The organism is Mycobacterium marseillense, assembly GCF_010731675.1.
Classification (GTDB): Bacteria; Actinomycetota; Actinomycetes; order Mycobacteriales; family Mycobacteriaceae; genus Mycobacterium; species Mycobacterium marseillense.
In genome coordinates this window covers 4,151,343-4,174,470 of record NZ_AP022584.1, presented here as the reverse complement: position 1 = coordinate 4,174,470, position 23,128 = coordinate 4,151,343, and the positions used below count along the sequence as shown (strand labels likewise).

Annotated in this window: 25 protein-coding genes and 1 tRNA gene; 7 read left to right on the top strand and 19 right to left on the bottom strand. The window is 66.3% G+C overall.

Going from position 1 to position 23,128, the window contains the following annotated elements; translation table 11 throughout:
- Window positions 1-6 precede the first annotated feature (6 nt).
- From G6N26_RS19265 to G6N26_RS19255, 3 genes are read right to left on the bottom strand one after another with little or no spacing between them, the layout of a single operon-like run.
- Entirely contained in the window at window positions 7-918 is a 912-nt protein-coding gene (locus tag G6N26_RS19265) for an HpcH/HpaI aldolase/citrate lyase family protein (RefSeq protein ID WP_083016666.1), read from the bottom strand.
- An 18-nt stretch (window positions 919-936) separates the two neighbouring features.
- Window positions 937-2,121, bottom strand: coding sequence for a CaiB/BaiF CoA transferase family protein (locus G6N26_RS19260; RefSeq protein WP_083016670.1), 1,185 nt, complete (start codon window positions 2,119-2,121; stop codon window positions 937-939).
- Window positions 2,114-3,478: an LLM class flavin-dependent oxidoreductase gene (locus G6N26_RS19255; RefSeq protein ID WP_067173275.1), complete on the bottom strand. Its 1,365-nt coding sequence runs from the start codon at window positions 3,476-3,478 to the stop codon at window positions 2,114-2,116. Before G6N26_RS19255 ends, G6N26_RS19260 begins: the two co-directional genes overlap by 8 nt.
- A 67-nt stretch (window positions 3,479-3,545) precedes the next feature.
- On the opposite strand from G6N26_RS19255, the gene G6N26_RS19250 reads away from it, so the two are divergent.
- Window positions 3,546-4,205 (top strand): GntR family transcriptional regulator, encoded by a 660-nt coding sequence (locus G6N26_RS19250; protein WP_083016672.1) that lies wholly within the window; start codon window positions 3,546-3,548, stop codon window positions 4,203-4,205.
- A gap of 12 nt (window positions 4,206-4,217) precedes the next feature.
- Here the strand turns inward: G6N26_RS19250 and G6N26_RS19245 are convergent, their stop codons facing one another.
- The 5 genes from G6N26_RS19245 to G6N26_RS19225 form a co-directional block, all read right to left on the bottom strand.
- Window positions 4,218-5,189, bottom strand: coding sequence for an LLM class flavin-dependent oxidoreductase (locus tag G6N26_RS19245; protein ID WP_083016674.1), 972 nt, complete (start codon window positions 5,187-5,189; stop codon window positions 4,218-4,220).
- Between the two features lie 15 nt (window positions 5,190-5,204).
- On the bottom strand, window positions 5,205-5,684 hold the full coding sequence (locus G6N26_RS19240; protein ID WP_083016676.1) for a VOC family protein: 480 nt from the start codon (window positions 5,682-5,684) through the stop codon (window positions 5,205-5,207).
- Window positions 5,681-6,919 carry an MBL fold metallo-hydrolase gene (locus tag G6N26_RS19235; RefSeq protein ID WP_083016679.1) on the bottom strand — a complete coding sequence of 413 codons (1,239 nt, stop codon included), beginning with the start codon at window positions 6,917-6,919 and terminating at the stop codon, window positions 5,681-5,683. The genes G6N26_RS19240 and G6N26_RS19235 overlap by 4 nt, the downstream gene beginning before the upstream one ends.
- 14 nt (window positions 6,920-6,933) lie before the next feature.
- Entirely contained in the window at window positions 6,934-8,205 is a 1,272-nt protein-coding gene (locus G6N26_RS19230; RefSeq protein WP_083016681.1) for a sulfotransferase family protein, read from the bottom strand.
- A 98-nt stretch (window positions 8,206-8,303) separates the two neighbouring features.
- Entirely contained in the window at window positions 8,304-8,690 is a 387-nt protein-coding gene (locus G6N26_RS19225) for a DUF2237 family protein (protein WP_067173294.1), read from the bottom strand.
- A 128-nt stretch (window positions 8,691-8,818) separates the two neighbouring features.
- Between G6N26_RS19225 and G6N26_RS19220 the strand changes: the two genes are divergently transcribed.
- The 4 genes from G6N26_RS19220 (at window position 8,819) to G6N26_RS19205 (ending at window position 13,553) form a co-directional block, all read left to right on the top strand.
- Window positions 8,819-9,304 carry an NINE protein gene (locus tag G6N26_RS19220; protein WP_083016684.1) on the top strand — a complete coding sequence of 162 codons (486 nt, stop codon included), beginning with the start codon at window positions 8,819-8,821 and terminating at the stop codon, window positions 9,302-9,304.
- Between the two features lie 256 nt (window positions 9,305-9,560).
- The gene (locus G6N26_RS19215) at window positions 9,561-10,694 is read left to right on the top strand and encodes a cellulase family glycosylhydrolase (RefSeq protein ID WP_067173300.1); all 1,134 of its coding nucleotides are present in this window, start codon (window positions 9,561-9,563) and stop codon (window positions 10,692-10,694) included.
- Window positions 10,695-10,830: 136 nt separating this feature from the next.
- Window positions 10,831-12,321 (top strand): putative alpha/beta hydrolase, encoded by a 1,491-nt coding sequence (locus tag G6N26_RS19210; RefSeq protein WP_083016686.1) that lies wholly within the window; start codon window positions 10,831-10,833, stop codon window positions 12,319-12,321.
- A 710-nt stretch (window positions 12,322-13,031) separates the two neighbouring features.
- Window positions 13,032-13,553 carry a hypothetical protein gene (locus G6N26_RS19205; RefSeq protein ID WP_139799104.1) on the top strand — a complete coding sequence of 174 codons (522 nt, stop codon included), beginning with the start codon at window positions 13,032-13,034 and terminating at the stop codon, window positions 13,551-13,553.
- Window positions 13,554-13,595: 42 nt separating this feature from the next.
- On the opposite strand, the gene G6N26_RS19200 is transcribed toward G6N26_RS19205, so the two are convergent.
- The 5 genes from G6N26_RS19200 to G6N26_RS19180 form a co-directional block, all read right to left on the bottom strand.
- Window positions 13,596-14,069: a CAP domain-containing protein gene (locus G6N26_RS19200; protein ID WP_179960232.1), complete on the bottom strand. Its 474-nt coding sequence runs from the start codon at window positions 14,067-14,069 to the stop codon at window positions 13,596-13,598.
- 130 nt (window positions 14,070-14,199) lie between these two features.
- Entirely contained in the window at window positions 14,200-15,204 is a 1,005-nt protein-coding gene (locus tag G6N26_RS19195; protein WP_067173306.1) for a glycoside hydrolase family 6 protein, read from the bottom strand.
- Window positions 15,205-15,314: 110 nt separating this feature from the next.
- Window positions 15,315-15,404 (bottom strand) — tRNA-Ser (locus G6N26_RS19190).
- A gap of 29 nt (window positions 15,405-15,433) precedes the next feature.
- Entirely contained in the window at window positions 15,434-15,937 is a 504-nt protein-coding gene (locus tag G6N26_RS19185; protein ID WP_083016690.1) for a nucleoside deaminase, read from the bottom strand.
- Window positions 15,938-15,980: 43 nt separating this feature from the next.
- Entirely contained in the window at window positions 15,981-16,502 is a 522-nt protein-coding gene (locus G6N26_RS19180; protein ID WP_067173312.1) for a tRNA adenosine deaminase-associated protein, read from the bottom strand.
- A 129-nt stretch (window positions 16,503-16,631) separates the two neighbouring features.
- Here G6N26_RS19180 and G6N26_RS19175 point away from each other — a divergent pair, with 129 nt between their 5' ends.
- Window positions 16,632-17,576: a prephenate dehydrogenase gene (locus G6N26_RS19175; protein WP_232067614.1), complete on the top strand. Its 945-nt coding sequence runs from the start codon at window positions 16,632-16,634 to the stop codon at window positions 17,574-17,576.
- On the opposite strand, the gene G6N26_RS19170 is transcribed toward G6N26_RS19175, so the two are convergent.
- Genes G6N26_RS19170 through G6N26_RS19150 form a run of 5 tightly spaced genes read right to left on the bottom strand, consistent with a single transcriptional unit; the run spans window position 17,539 to window position 21,581 of the window.
- Window positions 17,539-18,138, bottom strand: coding sequence for a putative glycolipid-binding domain-containing protein (locus G6N26_RS19170; protein WP_008263137.1), 600 nt, complete (start codon window positions 18,136-18,138; stop codon window positions 17,539-17,541). The two genes, G6N26_RS19175 and G6N26_RS19170, sit on opposite strands and share 38 nt — an antisense overlap.
- Window positions 18,139-18,855, bottom strand: a complete 717-nt coding sequence (locus G6N26_RS19165; RefSeq protein WP_083016693.1) for an ABC transporter permease — start codon at window positions 18,853-18,855, stop codon at window positions 18,139-18,141. It abuts the gene before it with no gap.
- Window positions 18,852-19,538 carry an ABC transporter permease gene (locus G6N26_RS19160; RefSeq protein WP_083016697.1) on the bottom strand — a complete coding sequence of 229 codons (687 nt, stop codon included), beginning with the start codon at window positions 19,536-19,538 and terminating at the stop codon, window positions 18,852-18,854. The genes G6N26_RS19165 and G6N26_RS19160 overlap by 4 nt, the downstream gene beginning before the upstream one ends.
- Complete coding sequence (locus G6N26_RS19155; RefSeq protein ID WP_083016701.1) at window positions 19,538-20,632, bottom strand: ABC transporter ATP-binding protein; 1,095 nt, start codon at window positions 20,630-20,632, stop codon at window positions 19,538-19,540. Before G6N26_RS19155 ends, G6N26_RS19160 begins: the two co-directional genes overlap by 1 nt.
- 1 nt (window position 20,633) lies before the next feature.
- Window positions 20,634-21,581, bottom strand: a complete 948-nt coding sequence (locus G6N26_RS19150) for an ABC transporter substrate-binding protein (protein ID WP_083016704.1) — start codon at window positions 21,579-21,581, stop codon at window positions 20,634-20,636.
- A 99-nt stretch (window positions 21,582-21,680) separates the two neighbouring features.
- On the opposite strand from G6N26_RS19150, the gene G6N26_RS19145 reads away from it, so the two are divergent.
- Window positions 21,681-22,031, top strand: coding sequence for a LapA family protein (locus G6N26_RS19145; RefSeq protein ID WP_067173588.1), 351 nt, complete (start codon window positions 21,681-21,683; stop codon window positions 22,029-22,031).
- Here G6N26_RS19145 and G6N26_RS19140 read toward each other — a convergent pair.
- On the bottom strand, window positions 22,028-23,080 hold the full coding sequence (locus G6N26_RS19140) for a phosphotransferase family protein (RefSeq protein ID WP_067173329.1): 1,053 nt from the start codon (window positions 23,078-23,080) through the stop codon (window positions 22,028-22,030). The genes G6N26_RS19145 and G6N26_RS19140 overlap by 4 nt on opposite strands.
- Window positions 23,081-23,128: the final 48 nt, after the last annotated feature.

The following is a 23,128-nucleotide window of genomic DNA, read 5'->3' as shown; positions in this document are numbered from 1 at the left end:
GACCGCCTAAGCGCTGCCGTTGATCAGCGCGGCCCGCGCCAGCGTCTGCTCCGCCTGCTTCACGTGGGCGGCGTCGACCAGGACGCCGTTCACCCCGACGGCGCCGCGGCCCTTGGCCTCGGCCTCCCGGTAGGCGGCGACGTTGGCCTCGGCGCGGGCGATCTCGTCGGCGGTCGGGGCGTAGACCTCGTTGGCGACGGGAACCTGGTCGGGGTGGATCGCCCATTTGCCGGTGTAGCCGAGCAGCGATGCGCGCCGGGCGTCGCGCTCATACCCGGCGAGGTCGCGGTAGTCGGGGTAGGGCGCATCGATCGCGTCGATGCCCGCGATGCGCGCGGCGACGATCACCTTGTTGCGGGCGTACGCCCAGAACTCGCCCGGGTACTCGCCCAGCGGGACGAAGTTGGTGTCCACCCGGGCACCCTGGGACAGCGAGAAGTCGCCCACGCCGAAGATCAGGGCGTCCAGGCGGGGGCTGGCCGCGGCGATCTCTTCGGCGTTCGCCAGCCCTTCGACTTCTTCGATCAGTACCTCGAGTCGAATCGTCTTGCCGAGGTTCAGCTTTGATTCCAGCTGGGTGAGCAGGACGTCCACCCACCAGACGTCGCGGGCGGTGCGCGCCTTGGGGATGATGATGGTGTCGAGGTTGCGGCCGGCCCTGGTCACCACCTCGATGACGTCGTCGTGGCACCACTGGGTGTCCAGTCCGTTGATCCGCACCGCCCGCGCGGTGCGGCCCCAGTCCAGGTCGTTGAGCGCGCTGATCGCCTTGCCGCGTGATTCCTCCTTGAACGCGGCGGGCGTCGCGTCCTCGAGGTCGAGGAACACCAGGTCGGCGCCGCACCCGGCGGCCTTGTCGAACATGTTGTCGCTGCAGGCGGGCACCGCGAGCTCGGAGCGGCGGAGTAGATTCGTCATCGTTTCAATTTCCTTCTGTCACAACACGCCACGGGCGCGCAGGTCGTCGATTTCGTCGTGGCTCATGCCGAGCAGCTCCCCGTACACCTCGGAGTTGTGCTCGCCGAGGCGCGGTCCCAGGTGCCCGACCGTGCCGGGCGCCGACGAGAACCGGGGCACGGGAGCCTGCACCGTCATGGGCCCGAGTTGTCGGTCGTCGACGGAAATGAACACCTCACGATGCGCCAGCTGCTCGTCGGCGACCAGGTCGCTGATGTCATAGACCGGGGCCGCCGCCACCTCGTGCGCTTCGAAGGCGTCCATCGCCTCCGAAAGTGTCTTGGTGGCAACCCAATCGGCGACCACGGCATCGACCTCGCGGGCCCGAGCCAGCCGTCGCTGCGGGTCGGAGAAGTCGGCGTCGTCCAGCAGATCGTGCCGGCCGATCGCCCGGAACACCCGCAGCGCCAACGCCGGCGAGCTGCCGGACATGGCCAGCCACTTGCCGTCCGCGGTGCGATAGGTGTTGCGCGGCGCCGAGATGTCCCACCGGTTGCCGGCCCGCTCGGGCACCAGGCCCAACTGGTCATAGCCCAACAGCGTCTGTTCCAGCAGCCGGGCCAGCGGATCGATCAGGTTGACGTCGATCAATTGGCCGGGCCCGCCGTGCACGTCGCGGTGATACAGCGCCATCATCACCGCGTAGGCGGCGTTCAGCGACGCGACGCCGTCGGCCAACATGAACGGCGGCAGGGTGGGCGGCGCGCCAGCCTGACCGGTGATGTGCGCGAACCCGCTCATCGCCTCGCCCAACGTGCCGAAGCCGGGGCGCTCACTCTTGGGCCCGCTCAGGCCGTAACCGGTGATGTGCAGCATCACGATCCGGTCGTTGACCGCGCGCAGGCTCTCGTAGTCGAGGCCCCACTTGCGCAACGTCTGCGGGCGGGTATTGAAGATGGCGACGTCGGCGTGCTCCACCAGGCGGCGCACCAGCTCCTGTCCTTCGGCGCACCGTAGGTCGAGCGTGATCGATCGCTTGTTGCGCGCGATCGACTTCCACATCAGGCCGACTCCGTCGCGCTGGTTGCCCCAGCCGCGGATCGGGTCGCCGTGGCGCGGTTCCTCGACCTTGATAACGTCGGCGCCGAACTCCCCGAGATAGGTGGCCACCAGCGGTGCGGCGGCCAGCGTGGCGAGGTCGAGCACCCGCAGCCCGTCAAGCATGGGCACCGGCGGCCACCCGGGTGTTCGTCGGACGCTGCAGCCCGAGATGTCCGCGCAGCGTGGAGGATTCATATTCGGTGCGGAACAGTCCGCGGCGCTGCAGTTCCGGCACCACCATGCGCACGACGTCTTCGAATGCGCCGGGCAGATGCGTCGCGGCCAAGACGAATCCGTCGCACGCGCCGGTCTCGAACCAGTCGGCCATCTGATCGGCGACCTGTTCGCCGGTGCCGACGAACCGGGGCCCCTGCAGCAGGGTGGCGCGATGGTTGGCGAGGTCGCGCAGCGTGACCGTGTCCCCGCCGATATGGGTGCGCAGGTTTTGCACCAGGCCGCGGATACCGGAGACCGAGGCGAGCAGTTCGTCGGTCACCGGGTCGTCGAGATCGTGTTGCGCGAAGTCGTAATTCATCAGCTCCGACAACAGCGTCAGCGACGCCATCGGATGCACGAGGTCGTTGAGGAACATGGCCTCGCGATCCTTGGCGTGGGCTTCGGATTCGCCCACCACCGCGTAGGCCATGGGGCAGATACGCACGGCGCCGGGATCGCGGCCCGCGTCGGCGATGCGGTCTTTTTGATCGGCGTAGTGGCTACGCGCCACCTCGATGCCCGGGTCGCCGGTGAAGATCAATTCGGCCCACCGCGAAGCGAATTCGCGGCCCCGGCCCGACGAGCCGGCCTGAATGATGACCGGTCGGCCCTGCGGGGTGCGCGGCACCGTCAACGGTCCTCGCGCGGAGAAGAATTGGCCGACGTGCCCCAGCTCGTGCACCTTGGTGGGGTCGGCGAACTGCCCGGAGGCCCGGTCGTGCAGGACGGCCTCGTCCTCCCAGGTGTCCCACAGGCCGGTCACCACGTCCATGAATTCGTCGGCGCGGTCGTACCGTTCGTCGTGGCCGAGGTGGGCGTCGACCCCGAAGTTCTGCGCCTCGCTGTCGTTGACGGAGGTGACCACGTTCCACGCCGCGCGGCCGCCCGACAGGTGGTCGAGCGAGGCGAACGTGCGCGCCACGTGGAACGGCTGGTAGTACGTCGTCGAGTAGGTGGCGCCTAGCCCAATCTTCGACGTGGCCTGTGCCAGCACCCCGAGGATCACACTGAGGTCCAGCTTGACCGGGCGGGCACCGTAATGCACGGCCTCGCCCACCGATCCGCCGTAGACCCCGGGCATGGCCAAGCGGTCGTCGAAGAACATCAGGTCGAAGCAACCCTCTTCGAGCTGCCGGCCGATCTTCGCGTAGTAGGACGCGTCCAGGTATCGGTGTTCGGTCGCGGGGTGCCGCCACGAGCCCGCGTAGACCGAGGTGCTGCCGGCCTGCATAAAGGCGACGAGGGCCATTTTGTCCGTGCGCATGTTTGAAACGTAACATCTGATATTTCAGATTTCAAATGCTAGATCTGTCGTTTGGTATTATGCCCAGGTGGCTTCGACCTTAGGGATCGACATCTCCGGAACGGTCCGGGAGCGTGCCGCCCGCGAGCTCCGCGATCGGATTCTGACCGGCGTCCTGCCGGCCGGCTCCCGGGTCGATCTCGACGCCATCACCGCGGAATTCGCCACCAGCCGTACGCCGGTACGCGAGGCGCTGCTGGAGCTGTCGTTCGAGGGCCTGGTTCAGGTCGCCCCGCGCAGCGGTGTGACAGTGCTCGGCATCAGCCCGGACGACGTCATGGACAGCTTCACCATTCTGGGAGTGTTGACCGGCCAGGCCGCGGCCTGGGCCGCCGAACGGATTGAGCCGGCCGAACTCGCCACGCTACGGGAACTCGCGGCCGACGTCGTCGCGCGATCCGGTGACGACACCATCGGAGAGGCCAACTGGCATTTCCATCAGATGATCCATCGCGCCGCGCACTCGCCCCGCCTGCTGAACCAGATCAAGCAGGTCGCGCGCGTGGTGCCGAGCAACTTCCTCACCCTGTTCCCCGAGCACGAAAAGCATTCGCTCGACGAACACCAACAGCTTCTCGACGCGCTGGGCGACAAGGACGCCGAACGCGCCCGCGCGATCGCGGAGCGGCACGTCTTGGATGCCGGCCGTTCGCTGGCCGACTGGCTCGAGCAGCGACGCGACGGTTAGCGGCTGGCGACGTCAGGCCAGCGCGGGCAGCACCTTGTCGGTGAGCAACTGAACCGACTTCCAGGCTTCGTCGACCGGCATGCCACCCACGAGGGGGTGCATGACGAGCGGGCCGAAATTCTCGGCCGCACGCACCTCGGCGATCAGCTGTTCGGGAGTCAGGAAGCGGTATCGCCCCGATGCCCTGACCTGATCCAGGGTCTGAACACCCGGCAGGTGCATGAGGGAGCGCTGATCCGTCGACCACTCGCCGTAAGTGACTGCCTCCCAGAGGATGTGGTCGCCGAGTTCGGACCACGCCCGTTCCGGGTCCTCGTGCAAGTAGATCATTCCGCGATTGATCGGCCCCGGCATGAGAATGAACGGCGCCATGTCCGCCGAGGCGCACAGCTCGCGGTAGTAGGCGGCAATCTCGGGCAGGTGATCGGCCAGGCTGAGCGGCAGCCGGTACCGGGCGGCGCGCCGCGCCGTGGCCCGCACACCGCCGCCGACGTACAGCGGTGGGTGCGGCCGAGTCCACGTCCCTGCGCAGATGCCCGACTCCGGATCATCACCGGACCAGACCGCCAGCATCCGCTCCAGCAGGCTGTCCATCAGCGCGCCGCGGCGCGCGAAATCGGCTCCCAGCGCGTCATATTCGACGGCGCGGTACCCCAGGCCCACCGTGGTGTGCAGCCGGCCGTGGCTCATGTTGTCGACCAGGGCGATGTCTTCGGCAAGCCGGACCGGGTTCCACAGCGGGCCCAACGCGCAATCGACGCTGGCGATCAGCGTCGAGGTCCGGGCCAGGAACATCGCCGCGGCCATGATCGGATTGCAGCTCCAGCCATGTCCGGTCGCGTGATGTTCGTCGACACTGATGGACGTGATGCCGTGCGACTCACCCCACTGCGCGAGTTCCAGGGCGGCGGACAGGAGCTCGCCCTGCACGCGCGGATCCCCTTGCGGGGAGGCGAAGTTGAAGCGCAGCACCGTCAACAGCATGTTCGGGCCTGATTCCTAGGCTTCCGGCCCGGCCGCCGCCTGCAGGAACGCGGGAAAGTCGGGGAACAGTGCACGGTCGACGATCTCGATCCGGGTTCCCGCCGCGTCGACGTAGTAGGCAAACAGCGCGAGGTCCGGTGGGGCGGTATCGGCGGTCGCCTCGAAGGTGAAGCCGTTGTCCTCCAACCACTGCGCCGTCTCGGCGAGGTTGTCGGTCCAGTAGCCGAGGTGGTGGATCGCATTGCCGGGCGCCGCGGCCCAGGGGGTTCCCGGCACCTCCTGGACCAGCTCGAGATGCGGGGCTTGCAGCGAATACACGAAAGTCGAAGTCAGCTCCCGGGTTCCGCTCGCGGTGCGAAAGGGCAAGGTGTAGCTCACCGGGTTGATCCACCGATAGCCGCCCAACGCGCTCAGCCGCGCCATCGCCGCCTCCAGGTCGGGCACGATGATGCCGGTGTGATAGAAATCTTCGGGCCGTAGTGCGAATTCCGTCATGAGTTCCTCGCGATCTGGTTGCGCAGCCAGGCGCTTTCCCAAAAGTTCGTGCTGCCGGCGAGAAGTTTTTCATGGGCTTGCCGTAGCACATCGCGAGCCCCCGAATGGTCGGCGGGCACGAGCTGCGCGAGGTGGATCGCGTGCAGTGCGCGATCGGCGGCCAGATGCGCCCGGGCGCGATCCACGAGCACATCGGCGCCGGCCAGCTCGACCACGTCGGCGGCGACGGCGTCGAAACCGACCGGGTACAGCTCCGTGGTCGATTCGTGGTGGAACCAGCCCGAGTAGTTCTCCCAGACCGCCCGCACGTCCCAGGCGACCTTCCCATAGCCCTGGCCCACTTCGCATTCCGCGGGCAGGGTGATCTCGCGCATCAGGGTGCGCACATCCTTGCCGGCATTCATTCCGGCGACCGTCTGATCGTGGATGTACTCGATGGCGTTGCGCAGCCGGGTCAGTTCGGCCTCGATGCGCTGCGCCCCCGCGACGGGCTCGAAGTGACCGGTCACCAATAGCTCGGGCTGCAGGTCGCGTACCCGTTCCACCGACGCAATGGCCGTCAACGCGTCCCGGTAGCGGTCTCCTCGCATGGTGACCAGGTTGGGGATGTGTCCGATCAACGGCCCGAAGGTATTCCCGCACAAGCAGATTCGCTCCTCGGGCAGCCAGATCACCAGCGAGTCGGTGGTCTCCCCGCCGGGCACCGAGATCAGCTCCATCCGTCGGCCGCCGAGTTCCAACGTCAGCGTGTCCTCGAAGTCGAGGTCGACGACGGGCACGCTCTGACCCGCCAGCCGCGTCGTCCCCAGCCGCCGTCGGATGGCTTCGATCCCGCTGGCCAGCGTGTCTTTGAATGCGAACGCGCTGCGGTTGGCCCGGTAGGGAATCAGGCGGTCGTTATCGTCCCGCCACGCAGTCCAGTTTGCCTGCGCGACAACGGTCGTGTCGGCATCGCGCACGCTGTCCAACCCACCGACATGGTCGACGTGACCCTGCGTGAAGATGATGTAGCGCACCGGCGACGAGTCCACGGCATCAAAGTTGGCGCGATGCACCGGACCCTCGAAACCCATGCCGGTATTGACGATCACCCGGCCCTGCGCGGTGGTGAGCAGGTACGAGTTGGACAGGCCGGGCGAGCACCACAACCCCGGGGCGATTTCTTCCGCCCTCTGTGCGGACGCCGGGCGCATGGCGTCGGCGCCGGGCCTGCTGCGATAGACAGGTTCGGTCATCGCTGCTGACTCCTTCATTCGGGGCGGACGTCGAACTTGTCGAAGTAGAAGCCGAAACGGCCGCGGAGTTCGTCGGCCGAGATGCCGAAGTGCCGTTGCAGTTCGTAGTGGATGCGGCCGTGCTTGCCGCGCGGATTGCCGTCCAGATAGCGCTGGAAGCGATCGCGCACATGCCGCGGCAATTCGACGCCGCCGCACTGATACAGCCGCTCGAGGACTGGCATCTCGTTGCCACCCAGCTGGTGAAAGCTGACGTCGATGCTGCGTTCGGTGTCCACCAAGTCGCGGTCACGGACGCATGCGCTCAGCAGCCGGTGCACCCGGTCGCTCCAATACTCCAGCAGCCACTGCGGGTCAATGTTGTTACGTCGCAGCCGATCCGAGTAGGCCATCATGGTGATCGCCGACTGGATCACTGCAACGGGGTCGCGGTGCGTGAAGGCCACCGTCGCGTCGGGGAAAGTCGCCATCAGCGGGCCGAGCTGCTCGCAGTGCTGCGGACTCTTGAGGACCCAGGTACGCGGCCCTCGCAGGAAGGTCAACGCCTGCAGCACCTTGCGCAGGTAGGCGTAGTGGCGCGTTTGGTCCAGGCCCAGGTAGTAGTCACGCCAATCAGGCACCCGCGCATGCCATTCCAGGACATACGAGGCCAGATCGAGGTCGAGGAGTTCCACCTCTTCCTCGATCGCCTCCGGAAAGCGGTCGTGCATGGCGGCCACCACAGGTGCGCTGGCCATCAGCGCTTCGTGTTCGGATTTGGCCCGCGCGTATCGCGGGTCGACACCGAAGACGTCGGGACCCTGCCCGCGCGCGGGCACGGGATCCTGGCTCTCCCAGTACGGCAGCGCGCGCCGACGCGGGTCGGCGGCAATGAGATTCACCAGATGCGTGGTGCCCGACCGTGGCATCCCGACCACGATGAAAGGCCGCTCGATCGGGATGGATTCGATCTCGGGGTACCGCGCGATCAGCTCGGTGAGTGACAACCGGTTGCGCAGCAGCCGCACGATGCGCTGCCGCAGCGAACCGCGGGTGAGCTGGCGCAGGCCCTCGTCTGCCTCGATCGCCGCGACGTGCGCGCGCAGCCGGTCGGCAAAGCCGTCGGTGTCGTCGAGATCGGCCGCCGCGGCGTCCAAGCCGGTCTGTTCGACGGCCTCCGCGAGCATCAGGTCGACGTCGAAGTCGACGCGCTTGGCCTCGGTGAACTCCAGGATCTGACGCTGGATGTCAGTCAGCCGGGGCGCGGTCAGATCATCGAAGTCGATGTCGTCAACCGCAGAACCCACCGGGACCCCTCTTCGCGTGTCAGGTGAGAAATATGCCACAGACGCTAGCCGCGGCCAGATTCCCTGGTTCACCCACCTCGCCGAGGGACGGTCGGCTGCTACAGGTTGGCCAGATCGTCGGGCACGTCGATTTTGTGCGCCTGCAGCGCCTCGAGGGGCACCACCTCGAGGGTGCTCTCGTGCGTGGACGCCAGCACCACCGGCGCCGCGCATCCGTCGTGATGAGCCCGCAGCCAGTTCAGCGCGGTCACGCACCAGCGGTCGCCGGGCAGCAGGCCGGGGAACCGATACTCGGGAACCGGCGTCAACAGGTCATTGCCGATGGAGCGCTGGTGCTCGAGGAATTCGGCGGTCATCACCGCGCAAATCGTGTGCCGTCCAAGGTCCTGAGGCCCGGCTGAGCAACAACCGTCACGGTAGAAGCCGGTCAGCGGGTCTGTGCCGCACGGTTCCAGCGGACCGCCCAGCACATTTCGATCAGGCACCCGTCCAGTATTGCTCTCGCAGGGGTGAAGTTTGAAGTAATTTGCCGACCGCGCCCAAGGATTTTGCGCGCCGGAAGCCCGGAGGCCCCGGTGGACGGCCCCGGCATCGGGCGTGTTAACTCGAATTGATGTCGACGCCGCCCCCACCGCCCGGAAATCCCGCCGAGGAGCCACCGTGGGGATGGCAGCCACCCGGCTACGGGCCACAACCGAATCCCCACATCCCGCCACCGCCACCGCCGGGATATCCGTCCCCGCAGGCTTACCCCGGGTTCCCGGGCTACCCGGGCTATGGCGGGTACCACGGATACGTCGACCCGCAGGCGCCGTTCGGCCGCGATCCGGTGACCGGGCTGCCCCTGTCGGACAAGTCCGCCACGACGGCCGGCTTGCTTCAGCTCTTCCTCGGCCTGTTCGGTGTCGGCCGCTTTTATCTCGACTCGACTCAGATCGCGGTGGCGCAGCTGTGCCTGGGGCTGTTCGGAATTGTCTTCAGCCTGTTCTGTTTTCTGGGACTCCCAGTCCTGCTCGGCGGCATCATCTGGGCGATCGTCGACGCGATCTTGATGTTCACCGGCAGCGTCAAAGACAACCACGGTCGCAAGCTGCGCTAGCCCATCGATAACGGGGCAGATCGATTTCGATTGGCCGACAACGGTTTTAGCGCACAGCCTGGGCCCATTTTAACCCGGGCGGCATTCGTGACCCCCGGGGCGCGCCGGAGCGGATGGTTACGGATTGGTCACGATGACAGGCGGGTGCTGACTCTTGGCGGCACCACAGACGACCCGCGAGCAATTGTTATCTGAAGCTCTCGCGACGCGCTGAGCAAATCCCAGGGAAATGGCCCCGGAAACTTATCGTCACATCGTGGAACGACGAACGGCCCTGAAACTCCCTCTGCTGCTGGCGGCTGGCGCCGCAGTTACCCGGGTTCCTCGGGCCTTTGCGGAGGAAGCGGGCCGGTGGTCCCCCGACCGCGCCAACCGGTGGTATCAAGCGCAGGGCTGGCTCGTCGGAGCAAACTATATTCCGGCGAGCGCCATCAACCAGTTCGAGATGTTTCAGGCCGACACCTTCGACCCGCGACGCATCGACACCGAGCTCGGCTGGGCTCAGTTCTATGGGCACAACACCGCGCGGGTGTTCCTCCACGATCAGCTGTGGGCCGCCGATCAGCGCGGATTCCAAACGCGGCTAGGACAATTCGTCGACATCGCGGCTCGTCATCGCATCAAGCCGCTGTTCGTCTTCTTCGACTCCTGCTGGGACCCGCAACCCCGGGCTGGTCGACAACGCGCGCCGCGCCCCGGTGTGCACAACTCGGGCTGGGCGCAAAGCCCGGGCGCCGAACGCCTCGGCGACCCCCGCTACGTTCCGGTCATGCGCGACTACGTCACCGCGGTGATGACCCAATTCCGCAACGACAATCGGGTTTTGGGGTGGGACCTCTGGAACGAACCCGACAACCCCGCGAACCAATACCGCAAAACCGAAAGAAGCGACAAGGATCAACTGGTCGCCAACCTGCTCCCCCAGGTGTTTCGGTGGGCGCGCGCGGTCGATCCCAGTCAGCCGCTCACGAGTGGGGTGTGGCGCGGCGATTGGGGACAACCCCAGGGCCGCAGCGCAATCAGCGACATCCAGCTCGCCAACTCCGACGTGGTGACCTTTCATTCCTACGCTGAGCCCGCCGGGTTCGAGTCGCGGATCAACGAGCTGACCCCGTTGGGCCGGCCGATCCTGTGCACGGAGTACATGGCTCGGCCCCGGGGCAGCACCGTGCAGAACATCCTGCCCGTCGCGAAGCGGCACAACGTCGGCGCGATCAACTGGGGCCTGGTCGCCGGAAAGACCCAGACCTACTTCCCCTGGGATTCCTGGGATCATCCGTACACCACGGTTCCGAAAGTGTGGTTCCACGACCTGATCCGACCCGAGGGACGGCCGTTCCAAGACATCGAGGTCCTGACCGTCCGGAAGCTAGCCGGAAGCCAAGCCTGACAAGTAGTGGCGGTCCGACCGACCCGTCTTGGCTTTGACCAACGACCTCGTGCGCCACGCTGCCAGTAGTAGGGTTATTGCCAGCTCAGAAGGGGGCGGCGATGATCGTCGGTGTTGGCCATCCGCCCGCGACGCCATGACGCTGACAAACCTGAGCGAAGCGGAACTGATCGCGTCGGCCGGCGGCGATCCGTGGGCGATCAACCAGAGCTTGCAGGCGGGTAATCCGTTTCAGATCTCGAGGTTGGCGGAGGCCTTTCATGGCGCGGGCCGGTGCACCGCTGCGGCCAGCGAGGAGTTTGCGCAAGCACAGAAACGTTTCGAGGCGGCCTGGACCCACCAGGAAGGTCCCCATCCGATCAACGAGTCCGAAGAGGTGCAGCAGGTAACTAAGGCGTTGGGCTACCAGTCCGAGCAGTTGCCAAAGATAGGTCTTGATTTGGAAAACGTCGCGACGGCCTTGGCCGCGGCGCAAAGAGCGGGCGCCGACGAAATCGCCACGTTAGATCACCAGCTACATGTGCTCGACGTATTGATCGGCGCAGCGCAGAAAGATTTGACGCTCGCCCTTCCCGCGAACGAACGCGACAAACTGGAGAAACTGATCAACGACGCTCACGCCGACGCCGTGGACGACGTTCGAGATGCTCTCAAGCAGATGCATCTGATCCGCGGCATGTATACCGATCTCCTAGACGCCTCGCGGGGCACGTTGGCGCGGGACGGATATGACCCTTCCCTCATATGGGGTGTTGACGGACACCAACCTCAAAGGCCCGCTCCGCATGGTGCAGGACCGAGCATCGACGGGCCTGCCACACCACCCAAGATGGAGGGTCAGAACACCGGGGAACAGGACGACTTAGATGTGTCGATTCCCGGGACGGGTATCGCTCTGGGTGGGGACGGCAAACATGGGTTTCCGCATATCCATGTGCCAGGTGTGTATGACGGCAAGAATCCGTTGCCGGTTCCCCAGGACAGTAGGCCACTACCGACCGGTACCGCCATAGGACCAAACGGCGAGCAATATGCGTTCTATGCCATTGTGCCGTACCACAACCCAGACGGCAGTCCCAACAAGAGCTATACATCTCCCGATACGGTTGTGGTGGATTTGCGCCACCCAGAGACGCCTCTGTTCACGCTGCAGGGTGTCTCGCAAGCGAGCGGAGCGTATGACCCCAAGTCCGGGCGGATGGTAATTCTAGGCAACACGCAGAACGGACAACGTGCGCTCTGGCAATCCGCCCCTGTTAACCAGAATTCTGCGTGGGGCAACACCTTGCAGCAGCAGGGAACGTTCTCCGGCGCGATGAATGGGAACCGCGAAAGCCAGATTGTCGCTCTACCCAAGGGGGGTTTCATGGTAGTCGGCGCCGGTGAGACTCCCAATCACCAGACCTTACCGATTCAGGCCGTCACTGCCAGTACTCCGCAAGGATTGTTGGCCGCCGCACCGACGGCGCTCGTAAATCCAAAGGATCTGCCACAGGTTTACGGGCCGACGGTCACCGGCATACAAGAGATCAACGGCAAGGAAGTGATTTCGATGCGGGTCAGCACTTATGGTGACGGCCACTACGACCCGCGTACCTACACAACGACGTTTACAGTCACCCCATGATTTGAGGAGGATTCGAATGCGCGCCGTCGCAAGTGTGACCAAGCGGTTGGTGGCCGTAATGGCGGCCTTGCTGTCCATGTCGTGTACGTCGGCGCCGCAACACGCCGCCGCACAGCCGCCCGGCTTCCCCGACCTCGGCGGGTTCGCGCCTGTCCCGGTCGACGGTTACATCGAACCACCTGAGAAAGGCCCGTCGTTCGCGTACTTTTCGACTCCTTACAACATTGCGTGCTTCTTCGAGGCAAGCGAGGTTATACCGGCGTGGGCCGGGCAAGGGATTACTTGCAATGGCGAGTTTCCGGGAATGGACAACGGATCGTGCGTTGTTGGCAGAGCAGCGGCGGCCGGTATGGGGCCGGCCTACGGGTTGAGCCGGACAGGCGAAGCGTGTGGCGCGCAATTCTCACACGGAAAGCTTTTAAATGTCGGACAGAAGGTGACCGCCCTAAATGCGACATGTGCAGTAGGGTCAGACCACCTCGTCGCATGCCTGGACACCACACGCGGCCAGCACGGATTCGTGCTCAAACCCTCTGGCAGCGTGGCTTTTTGAAAGTTCGACTATGTCGGAGAGACGCGGCTGCATCTCACAGTTGAATGGGAAGTCTCCTGCCGTTCTCGCTCAAACCTGGAAGTTCGGAAGGTGTTGCCTTCGAGTGCAATACGGACGGCAGATGACATTGCGCGCTGCTTGAACCGAGAGGAACGATATGGGCGTTAACAAGCTCCCCTGGATTGGAGCGCTCGGCGGCCTTGCTCTGCTCGTGCCGGTCGAAGCCCATGCGGACCCTCCATACTTCCCAGACCTAAGCGCAGACGCCCCCGTGAACGTCCGCGACTACGCGATCGACGTTCCCAACCCCGGCCGGCCACCCCTGCCAACGGTCTATTTCCTTACTCCAGATGGCATCATCTGCAGTTTTATTGCCAATGAAGCACTGTGTAGGGGTAATAATTTGCCCGCGATACCGCCAGCGCCGTCAAATCCCGCCGCCGGAATCACGGGAGTGAACTGGATAGGGACAACATCGGGCCTAAAGCAGACGAACGAGGGCGAACAATCCAAGGTGATTGGCGGACAACCAATCAAAACACTTCCTCCGCTGCATTCCATCACAGTCGACGGCATCATCTGCGGGGTCGATAACTCAGGCACGACCGCATGCAAAGACCCGCAAGGCCGTGGCTTCGTGCTGTCACCGCATGGCTCCGGCTGGCTTCCCCACGTGTGAGTGCCGACGGTGACGATCCGAAACCGCTTGAGCTAAAAGGGATTACGAAGCCGCGAAGTCACCGACCACGGTCATTTTGTTGCCGTCCCGTGCGGTGGCGAAGCCGCCCGCGTTGAATGCGCAATTCAGGATGATCGCCCGGTGTGGGGGGCTTTGCATCCACATGTCCAGGGCCTCACGGGGATTCGCCGCGGATCCGGTGCCCCAGAAGACGATTTCACCCGTGGAACGGCTCCGGTAGCCCGCCTGCGCGATCCGCGCCTGCGGTGACGTGCCGTCCGAGCCGATGTGCCCGCTTACGCCGGTGCGCAGCATGTCGTCGGCGTGCCGCTGGGCCGCTTCCGTCAAACGCGGGTCGTCGCTGATCGGCCCGCACGCCTGGCGGAGCTGGTTGATGCCGTTGTATACCGCGGTCCCCGCGTCGTCGGCGTGCGCAACGGGCCCAGCCGCACCGGAAACAGTGATGAAGGCAGTGCAGATCGAGAAGACCGCGAAGAACGCCACTTTCCTCGTCATGTTTGCCTCGTACCGCATACTGGCTTATCTGATTTCGATAACGAAATGTTACCCAGTCGCAACCATCAAAGGTCGCGAATCCCAAATCCGTTCGGCAGCTGCCGACGGCGAGGACAGGCCAAAGGCCCTGCTAGTGGCCGGTGTTGTGGGCCAGATCAATGGCGTACTGATTCACGAAGTTGCCCGCCGGCGGATCACCCTTGCCGCACGTTCCGTCGGATTCGCCGGGACGCTTGATCCACAAGTAGGCGTCGGCATGTGCGCCCGCGGTAGCGGCGGTGGGCGCGGCGCCCAACGCGCGGCCGCTGGGATTGCACCAGTTGAGCTCGGAGTCGGGTGCGGGTCCGGCACCGTTGCGGGACGTGTCGATCACGTAGTGCGAACCATTGGTGAGCCCCGAAATCGCTTCGCCGTAACCGATTTCGTCATCGGTGGTGAAGAAGTTCGCGGTGTTGACGCTGAAGCCCCGCGCGTGGCCGACGCCGGCCTGGTTGAGCCTGGCGGCCATGTCCTCGGCACTGTGCCAACGCAGGTGGCCCGCATCGACGTATACCGCCGCGTTCGGATCCTTGGTCAGCGTGTCGACGGCGTAGCGAACCAGGTCGAACCGCTCTTGGCGCTGATCACCCGAGAGGCAGTCGGCCATGGCGAGCGCATCGGGTTCGACGATGATGGCCACCCGCGAGGTGCCCACCCCGCCGGCGATGCCATCGATCCAGCTCCGGTAGTCGGCGCCCGAGCCCATGCCACCCGCAGCGAAGCTGCCGCAGTCGCGATGGGGGATTCCATAGATCGCCAGGACCGGGATGGCGCCGGCGGCGGCCGCGTCGCCGACATACTTCCCGACCGTTCCCGCGGAACCGCCCGGCACGATCCAGTACGCCTGCGGCGTGTTGGCGATCGCGGTCAGTTCGGCGCTCGGCGGATCGGCATGCTGCGCAGCGCGCATGGCCGCCGACGTGGGATTCACGTAGAACGGCGCCCCGTCCAATGGGTTGCCATCGGCGGCCAAACGCACCGTCGGGGCGGGACGGACCTGCCCCGGATCGGCGACAAGACCCATGCCGGTGACGGCTGTAATCGTCAGGAAGGGGGTGATCCACCGCGCGAGCGCGCCAGCAGCTGAAAAGGTCACCTGAGGAAAATTAGTGCTCCAAAGCATTCAGCACCAATCGATGGTGGCGCTCGAAACGGTGGGCGCATCACACAAGTACTGCCTACCTGCGATTTCTCGCCGGTAGTTTTTGGCGGTGGCGGAGGGATTTGAACCCTCGGACGGTTTTAGCCGTCACACGCTTTCGAGGCGTGCTCCTTAGGCCGCTCGGACACGCCACCGCCGAGCAGCTTACCGAACCGCATGCCCCTCACCCCAATCGCTGGCGGGCGAAGAAGGCCTCCAGCGGCGCCGCGCACTCCTGCGCCAGCACGCCGCCGCGCACTTCCGGGCGATGATTGAGTCGCCGGTCGCGGACCACATCCCACAGCGATCCGACCGCTCCCGTCTTGGGCTCCCAGGCGCCGAACACCAGCCGACCGATGCGCGACAGCACCAGCGCACCCGCGCACATGGTGCACGGTTCGACGGTGACGGCCAGCGTGGCGCCCTCGAGCCGCCACCCGTTGCCGAGCACCTCGGCGGCCGCCCGCAGCGCGAGGATCTCGGCGTGGGCCGTCGGGTCGCCCAGGGCCTCGCGGGCATTCACGGCGCGGGCCAGCTCGGTTCCGTCGGCGCTGATCACGACCGCGCCGATGGGCACATCGCGGGGACCCGCCGTCGCGGCGACCGACAGTGCGGAGCGGATCAGCTCCTCGTCATTCACCTCACCGACCGATCCCTGATGGCGGCGACCCGCTGCGCCCGGCTCCATCAGCGGTGGCGACCCGCTGCGCCCGGCTCCGCCGCGCTTGCGATCACCGACCGAGGCGGTCGATCACCGCCGACAGCTGATCGGCGAAGCCCATCTCGCGGGCGATGCGGCCCAGCTGCTCGTCGGCGTACAGGTCGGTCTCGTCAAGGATGACCCCCAAGACCGCCTCGGGCAGCCCGATGTCGGACAGCAGCCCCAGGTCGCCCTCTTCGAAGGGATCGGAATCCTCGAGGTCATCGGGATCGATGTCGGCGTCGAGCTTGTCGAGCACTTCCGCGGCGATGTCGTAGTCCAGCGCGGCGGTGGCGTCCGAGAGCAGCAGCCGCGTCCCCGAGGGCGCAGGCCGCACGATGACGAAGAACTCGTCGTCGACGTCGAGCAGGCCGAAGACCGCCCCGGCGCTGCGCAATTCACGCAGCTCCGTCTCGGCGGCCGCCAGGCTCGTCAGGGATTTGCGGGCCATCGGAGCACAGCGCCACTGTCCTTCTTCGCGCACGACCGCGACGCCGAAGCCGTCCGGCGTATCCGCGGACAGGCCCTGGGCAGAGGCCCGAGTTGCTCCCATGGCCGCTTACGGTAGTCCCTGACCAGGCCCCTGACCAGATGGAGCCTGGTAGGGGCGACATCTGACAACGACGTTTCCGAGCAGATGTGCCAACCTTGGAATGTGGCAAGCCCTTCTTCAAAGACACCGGTGTGTGTGCTCGGGCTGGGGCTGATCGGTGGCTCGATCATGCGGGCCGCCACGGCGGCCGGCCGGGACGTGTTCGGCTACAACCGCTCGGTGGAGGGCGCGCAGGCCGCGGCCGCCGACGGCTTCGACGTCACCACGGACCTGACCGCGACCCTGAGCCGCGCCGCCGACTCAGCCGCACTGATCGTGCTGGCCGTACCGATGCCGGCGATGGCGGGCATGCTCGCCCACATCAAGAACACGGCCCCGGCGTGCCCGTTGACCGACGTCACCAGCGTCAAAAAGGCGGTGCTCGACGAGGTCGTCGCGGCGGGTCTGCAGGAACGCTTCGTCGGGGGCCACCCGATGGCGGGCACCGCGCATTCGGGCTGGAGCGCCGGCTATGCCGGGTTGTTCGCCGGGGCGCCGTGGGTGGTGAGCGTCGACGATCACGTCGACCCGACGATCTGGTCGATGGTCATGACGTTGGCGCTGGACTGCGGCGCGGTGGTGGTGCCGGCCAGATCCGACGAACACGACGCAGCCGCGGCCGCCATCTCGCATCTGCCCCACCTGCTCGCCGAGGCTCTGGCGGTCGTCGCCGGGGACGTCCCGTTGGCATTCGCGTTGGCCGCCGGGTCTTTCCGCGACGGCACCCGGGTGGCGGGCACCGCCCCGGATCTGGTGCGGGCGATGTGCGAGGGCAACTGCGACCAACTGGTGCCGACGGCCGACCGCGTCATCGAACTGCTGAGCCGCGCCCGCGACTCGCTGGCGCACCACAACTCGGTCGCCGATCTCATCGAAGCGGGCCATGCCGCGCGAACGCGTTACGACAGCTTCCCGCGCACCGACATCTTCCACGTCGTCGTCGGCGCGGAGAACTGGCGTCAGGAATTAGCCGCCGCGGGACGTGCGGGCGGGGTGATCAGATCCGCTCTGCCAAGCCTGGATAGTCGACGATGAATCCTTCGTCGTCGACGCTCACCGTGGTGTCGGCGATCGGTGTGTGCACCTTGATCTCGCCGCGACTGCCCGCACTGCTGTAGCTCACCGTGTCCGCGATGATGGACATCTCCGGCACGTTCACGTAGACGACGGGCAGCGTGACCGACGCCGCCTGCTCGTGGAGGCCGAGCCGCCGGATCGGCAGCGCGTTGAAGAAGGGGCTGAATTCGACGTCGACGTCCAGGGCGCCGTTGTAGGCCGCGCGGTGCTCGCCCTGGTGGTCGGTGACCAACCACATGTTCTCTTCGTCGCGGGCAAAGGAGAAGACGCGTTCGCGCTCGGCCAGCGTGACGGTCATCCCGAGCCGCTTGGTGGCGCCGGTTTCATCGGTCAACAGGTCGTAGTAGGCGCCGAACGCCGGGTTGGCCTCGGTCGCGGCCGCGACGATGCGGCCGTTGGCCTTGATTCTCTTGCCGGACACCTGGAGTCGTACCGATTCCATCCGGGAGACGTCCTGCGCGCGCCAGGTGAGCATCGCCTGCCACACGCGGCGAGACGGGTCGGAGGGGGCTGCGTTCACTCATCTACCGTAAGACGTCCCCGCGAAGCGCTGCGGACGTGTCCGGTAAGTGCGTCGCAGCCGACCGGTGCCGGGCACCGACGCCCACACCAGTGACGCCAGCAGCCCGTCGAGCACCAGCGCCAATGCGGCCACCATCAGCGCCCCGACCAGGGCCAGATGAAACTCCCGTTCCTTGATCCCGTCGATCAGGTATCGCCCCAAACCGCCGAGGCTGGCATAGGCGGCGACCGTTGCGGTGGCGACCACCTGCAGCGTCGCGTTGCGCAACCCGCCCAGCATCAACGGCAGCGCATTGGGCACCTCGACGCGCAACAGCACCTGGGCCTCGGTCATGCCCATCGCCCGGGCGGCGTCGACGACCGTCGGGTCGACATTGGCGATCCCCGCATACGTGCCGGCCAACAGCGCCGGCACGCCCAGCGGCATCAGGGCCACCAGCGACGGCCCCAGGCCGAGCCCGAACAGCAGCGTCCCGAATAGCAGCACGCCCAGCGTCGGCAGGGAGCGCAGCCCGTTGACGGCACCCACCACGAACAGGGTGCCGCGGCCGGTGTGCCCGATCACGAGCCCGACGGGAACGGCGATCAGCGCCGAGGCGCCCACGGCGATGGCGGTGTATTCGAGGTGCTCGAGGATGCGGGCCGCGAGCCCGACCGGTCCGGTCCAGTTGTCGACCGTCAACACGTAGGAGATCGCCCGATCGACGAAGTTCACCGCGCGCCACCCACGACGGGCGCGACGATCGAGCGGCGGCCGGTGGCACGTGCGGCGCGGGCCCAGGGTGTGGCCAGTCGCCCCGCGCACACGATGAGCACATCGATGACGACCGCCAGCGCGAACAGTACGAGAATGCCGGCCAGGATCTGATCACTCTTGTCGGTTTGATACCCCTGCGTGAACCAGCTGCCGAGCCCGCCGATGCCGATGACCGAGCCGACCGACACCATCGCGATGTTGGTCACCACCACCACGCGCAGCCCGGCGATGAGCACCGGAACCGCAAGCGGCAGATCGACTTTCACGATCCGTGCGATCGGCGGGTAGCCGACGGCGATGGCGGCGTCGCGGGTCTGGGCGGGTACCGCGTCCAGCGCCTCGAGCACCGCCCGCACCAGCAGCGCCGCGGTATAGGCCGTCAATGCGACGATCACGTTCGCCTCGTCGAGGATGCGCGTGCCGATGATCGTCGGCAACACCACGAACAACGCCAAAGACGGGATGGTGAACACGACGCTGGCGGCCGCCGTGGTCAGCCCGCGGGCGATGCGCGTGCGCTGCACCAGCAGGCCCAGCGGCAGCGCGATCGCCAACCCGATCACCACCGGTACCAACGAGAGCCGCAGGTGCACGATCGTCAGCCCCCAGGCGTCGTCGAGATGGGTGAGCAGATAGTGCATTAACGGCTCCCCCGTTGGGATTCCACTGCGGCCAGCACGTCGGCGGCCAGGACTCCACCGATCACCTTGCCGCCGTCGTCGACGGCGATGCCGACCCCCGACGGCGAGGACAGCGCGGCGTCGAGTGCCTGGCTCAGATTGCCCCGCGGCCGAAACAGCGATCCCGCCCCGCTCATGCACTCCGACAGCGGCGTGCCGTCGCGGTGCCGATGCGCGCCGTCGGCGTCGATCCAGCCCAACGGCGCCCCGCCGTCGTCGACCACGACAGCCCATCCATCGGAAAGGACTGCCGCGGAAAGGGTCTCGGCCGTCGCCTGGGTGACGTCGTGCAGCGGCAGTCCGGCCGCGTCGAGGCGCTGCAACCAGCGATAGCCGCGGCCCAGGCCGATGAACCTCGACACGAAGTCGTTGGCCGGTCGCGACAGCAGCCGCGCCGGCTCGTCGTACTGCTGCAGGGACCCACCCTTGAATACCGCCACGCGTTCGCCGAGCCGCAGCGCCTCGTCGATGTCGTGCGTGACGAAAACGATCGTCTTGTGCAGTTCGCTTTGCAGCCGCAGTATTTCGTTCTGCAGCTCGTGACGGACCACCGGGTCGACGGCGGAGAACGGCTCGTCCATCAGCAAGATCGGGGGATCGGCGGCCAGGGCGCGCGCCACGCCGACCCGTTGCTGTTCACCACCGGAGAGCTGCGCGGGGTAGCGGCGCGCGAGCTTGACGTCCAGCCCGACGCGCGCGAGCACCTCGTAGGCCGCCCTGCGCGCGGCGCGGCGGGACTGCCCCCGCAACACCGGAACGGTTGCCACGTTGTCGATCACCCGCTGGTGGGGCATCAGCCCCGCGTGCTGGATGACGTAGCCGATGCCGAGCCGCAGTTTCACAGGGTCTCGGGTGGCAACGTCGACGCCGTCGATCGTGATGGTGCCCGACGTCGGTTGGATCATCCGGTTGATCATGCGCAATGCCGTGGTCTTGCCGCTGCCGGAGGAACCGACGAACACGGTCAGCTTGCCGCTGGGCACGTCCAGGCTGAGGCGGTCCACCGCGGTGGTTCCGTCGTCGAAGACCTTGCTGACCTCGTCGAAGGTGATCACGTCAGCCGCCGATCGGGTGATTGAAGCCGTTGTCCCGTATCCAGTTTCGGGCCGCCTCATCGGGATCGATACCGGAGTTTCCCGAGACTGCCGCGTTGAGCTCGGCAACGCCGGAGGTAGTCAGCTTCGCTGACACCGCATCCAGCACGTCCTTGAGCAGGTCCGACTTCTTTTGCGAATTGACCAGCGGCACAATGTTTCCCGCTAGGAAATTGTGCTCCGGGTCTTCGAGTACCACCAGGCGATCTCGCGGTATGGCCGGCGAGGTGGCGAAAACGTTCGCGGCGTTCACCCTTCCGTCGAGCAGCGCGCGCACGGTGACCGCGCCGCCGCCATCGTCGATGGCGACGAAGTTACCCGGCCGGATGTCGAGACCGTACTTTTGCCGCAGCCCCGGCAGCCCGGCCGGCCTGGTCGCGAACGCCGAGGGCGCACCGAATCTCACTTCGGCCGAACGTGCGGTCAAATCGGCGATGGTCTTCAGGTTCCACGCGTGCGCCGTCTGACTGGTCACGCTGACGGTGTCGGTGTCGCTCGCGGGTGCGGGCGTCAGGATCGACAGGTCGCCCGGGAGGTGGCGGTGGAGTTCCAACTCGACGGCATCGAGCGTGGTCGCCTCCGAATGCGGCGCGAAATAGAGCAGCAGATTGCCGATGTATTCGGGCACCAGATCAATGGAATGGTCCTTGAGCGCCGGGATATACGTCTCCCGGCTGCCGATCCCCATCCGCTTCCCGATGTCAAAACCGTTGGCTTGCAAGGCTTGCGCGTAGATCTCGGCGATGATCTGTGATTCCGGGAAGTCCCCGGACCCGACGACGATGGACGTGGGGCTTTTGACCTGCGCCCCCAGTGGATCGGAATTGCTGCACGCCGCAACGACGCACATCGTCGTCAGCAGCACTGCCGCGTGCGCGATCACGCCGTGCCGGCGCGGCAGTAGCGTCATACCGCCGACCCTAACGCCCGAACCGGGCACATGCTGGCCTGCGAGGATCGGTTGCCCGAATCGGTTTCATTCTGGGCCGGATCGGGCAAAGATGACACTATGAGCAGCCACAACCCTGCGTCGCCCGGACAGCCGTCCCCCAAGCCCGCCCCCGGCGGCAAGACCGGCGCATCCACCAAGGAACCCGCTATCGGGTTCACTCGCGCCGGTGCGCTGTGGTCGTCGCTGATCGCCGGCTTCGTGATCCTGATTCTGTTGCTGATTTTCATCACCCAGAACACGGTGCCGACGGACTTTCGGTTCTTGGGTTGGCACTGGAGCCTGCCCCTGGGTGTGGCGATCTTGCTGGCCGCCGTCGTCGGCGGACTGATCACGGTGGCCGTCGGCACCGCACGGATCTTGCAACTGCGCCGCGCGGCGAAAAAGCACCACGCGGCCACCCCGCGCTAGCCGGGCAGCTTGGCCAGTTCGGCCAGACCCCGGGAGATCAACGGTGCCACCACCTCGGGCGTGTGCTCGCCGGCGTCGCCCGCGCCACGCGCCTGATCCGACATCCGGCGGCGGAAGTCGATGCCCGCGGCGATGATCGCCAGTTTGAAATACGCCAGCGCCATGTAGAACTCCCAGTGCGCCAGCGGCAAACCGGCCACCAGCGAATAGCGGTCGGCCAGCTCATCGGCCGTCGGCAGCAGCGGTGACGTCCACGCGGCCTGCGCATTGACGATCAAGTCCAGCGCGGGGTCGCGGTACACGCACATCAGGGCCGCGTCGGACAGCGGATCCCCCAGCGTCGAGAGCTCCCAGTCCACCACGGCCCGAACCCTTGTCGGGTCGTCGGCGTCCAGGATTGTGTTGTCGATCCGGTAGTCGCCGTGCACGATCGACGTGCGGCTCTGCTGCGGAATCGCCTCGCCCAGACCGGAATGCAGCCGCTCCACGTCGGCGTCGCGCCGGTCCTCCGGCAACCGCACCAGCGCCCACTGCGAACCCCATCGCCGCACCTGACGCTCCAGATACCCGCTGGGCTTGCCGAAGTCGGCCAGGCCGACGGCGTTGGGATCGACGTTGTGGAGGTCGACGAGCACCCGGATCAGCGAGTCGACGCAGCCGCCGATGACGGTGTGGCTGAACGATTCGAGTTGGGCGCGCCGGCGCACCACCTGACCGGCAACGAATTCGACGATCTGAAACGGGGCGCCCAGCACCGAATCGTCTTCGCACAGCCCGATCGTGCGTGCCACCGGGACCGGTGTGTCCTGCAGCGCAGCGACCACCCGGTACTCGCGGGCCATGTCGTGCGCTGACGGCGTCAACCCGTGCAGCGGAGGCCGCCGCACCAGCCAGCTGGTCGCGTCGTCGTAGACGCGGAACGTCAGGTTGGAGCGGCCACCGGAAATGAACTCCGCGCGTAACTCGCCGTCGCGACCGATCCCGAGTGAACGCAGGTAGGAGTCCAGCGAGGCCAGGTCGAGCCCCTCGAGTTGGTCAGCTGAAGTCACCGAACTTGTCTACCATCGCCTGCTTCGACCCCATTCACCACCTGCGAT

Excerpts from the sequence above, each read along its gene's own strand:
- G6N26_RS19205 (WP_139799104.1), top strand. The coding sequence starts at position 13,032 with ATGGGCGTTAACAAGCTCCCCTGGATTGGAGCGCTCGGCGGCCTTGCT.
- G6N26_RS19260 (WP_083016670.1), bottom strand. The coding sequence starts at position 2,121 with ATGCTTGACGGGCTGCGGGTGCTCGACCTCGCCACGCTGGCCGCCGCA.
- G6N26_RS19200 (WP_179960232.1), bottom strand. The coding sequence starts at position 14,069 with ATGACGAGGAAAGTGGCGTTCTTCGCGGTCTTCTCGATCTGCACTGCC.
- G6N26_RS19145 (WP_067173588.1), top strand. The coding sequence starts at position 21,681 with ATGAGCAGCCACAACCCTGCGTCGCCCGGACAGCCGTCCCCCAAGCCC.
- G6N26_RS19235 (WP_083016679.1), bottom strand. The coding sequence starts at position 6,919 with ATGACCGAACCTGTCTATCGCAGCAGGCCCGGCGCCGACGCCATGCGC.
- G6N26_RS19265 (WP_083016666.1), bottom strand. The coding sequence starts at position 918 with ATGACGAATCTACTCCGCCGCTCCGAGCTCGCGGTGCCCGCCTGCAGC.
- G6N26_RS19220 (WP_083016684.1), top strand. The coding sequence starts at position 8,819 with ATGTCGACGCCGCCCCCACCGCCCGGAAATCCCGCCGAGGAGCCACCG.
- G6N26_RS19245 (WP_083016674.1), bottom strand. The coding sequence starts at position 5,189 with ATGCTGTTGACGGTGCTGCGCTTCAACTTCGCCTCCCCGCAAGGGGAT.
- G6N26_RS19150 (WP_083016704.1), bottom strand. The coding sequence starts at position 21,581 with ATGACGCTACTGCCGCGCCGGCACGGCGTGATCGCGCACGCGGCAGTG.
- G6N26_RS19255 (WP_067173275.1), bottom strand. The coding sequence starts at position 3,478 with ATGCGCACGGACAAAATGGCCCTCGTCGCCTTTATGCAGGCCGGCAGC.
- G6N26_RS19185 (WP_083016690.1), bottom strand. The coding sequence starts at position 15,937 with ATGGAGCCGGGCGCAGCGGGTCGCCGCCATCAGGGATCGGTCGGTGAG.
- G6N26_RS19160 (WP_083016697.1), bottom strand. The coding sequence starts at position 19,538 with ATGCACTATCTGCTCACCCATCTCGACGACGCCTGGGGGCTGACGATC.
- G6N26_RS19210 (WP_083016686.1), top strand. The coding sequence starts at position 10,831 with ATGACGCTGACAAACCTGAGCGAAGCGGAACTGATCGCGTCGGCCGGC.
- G6N26_RS19180 (WP_067173312.1), bottom strand. The coding sequence starts at position 16,502 with ATGGGAGCAACTCGGGCCTCTGCCCAGGGCCTGTCCGCGGATACGCCG.
- G6N26_RS19240 (WP_083016676.1), bottom strand. The coding sequence starts at position 5,684 with ATGACGGAATTCGCACTACGGCCCGAAGATTTCTATCACACCGGCATC.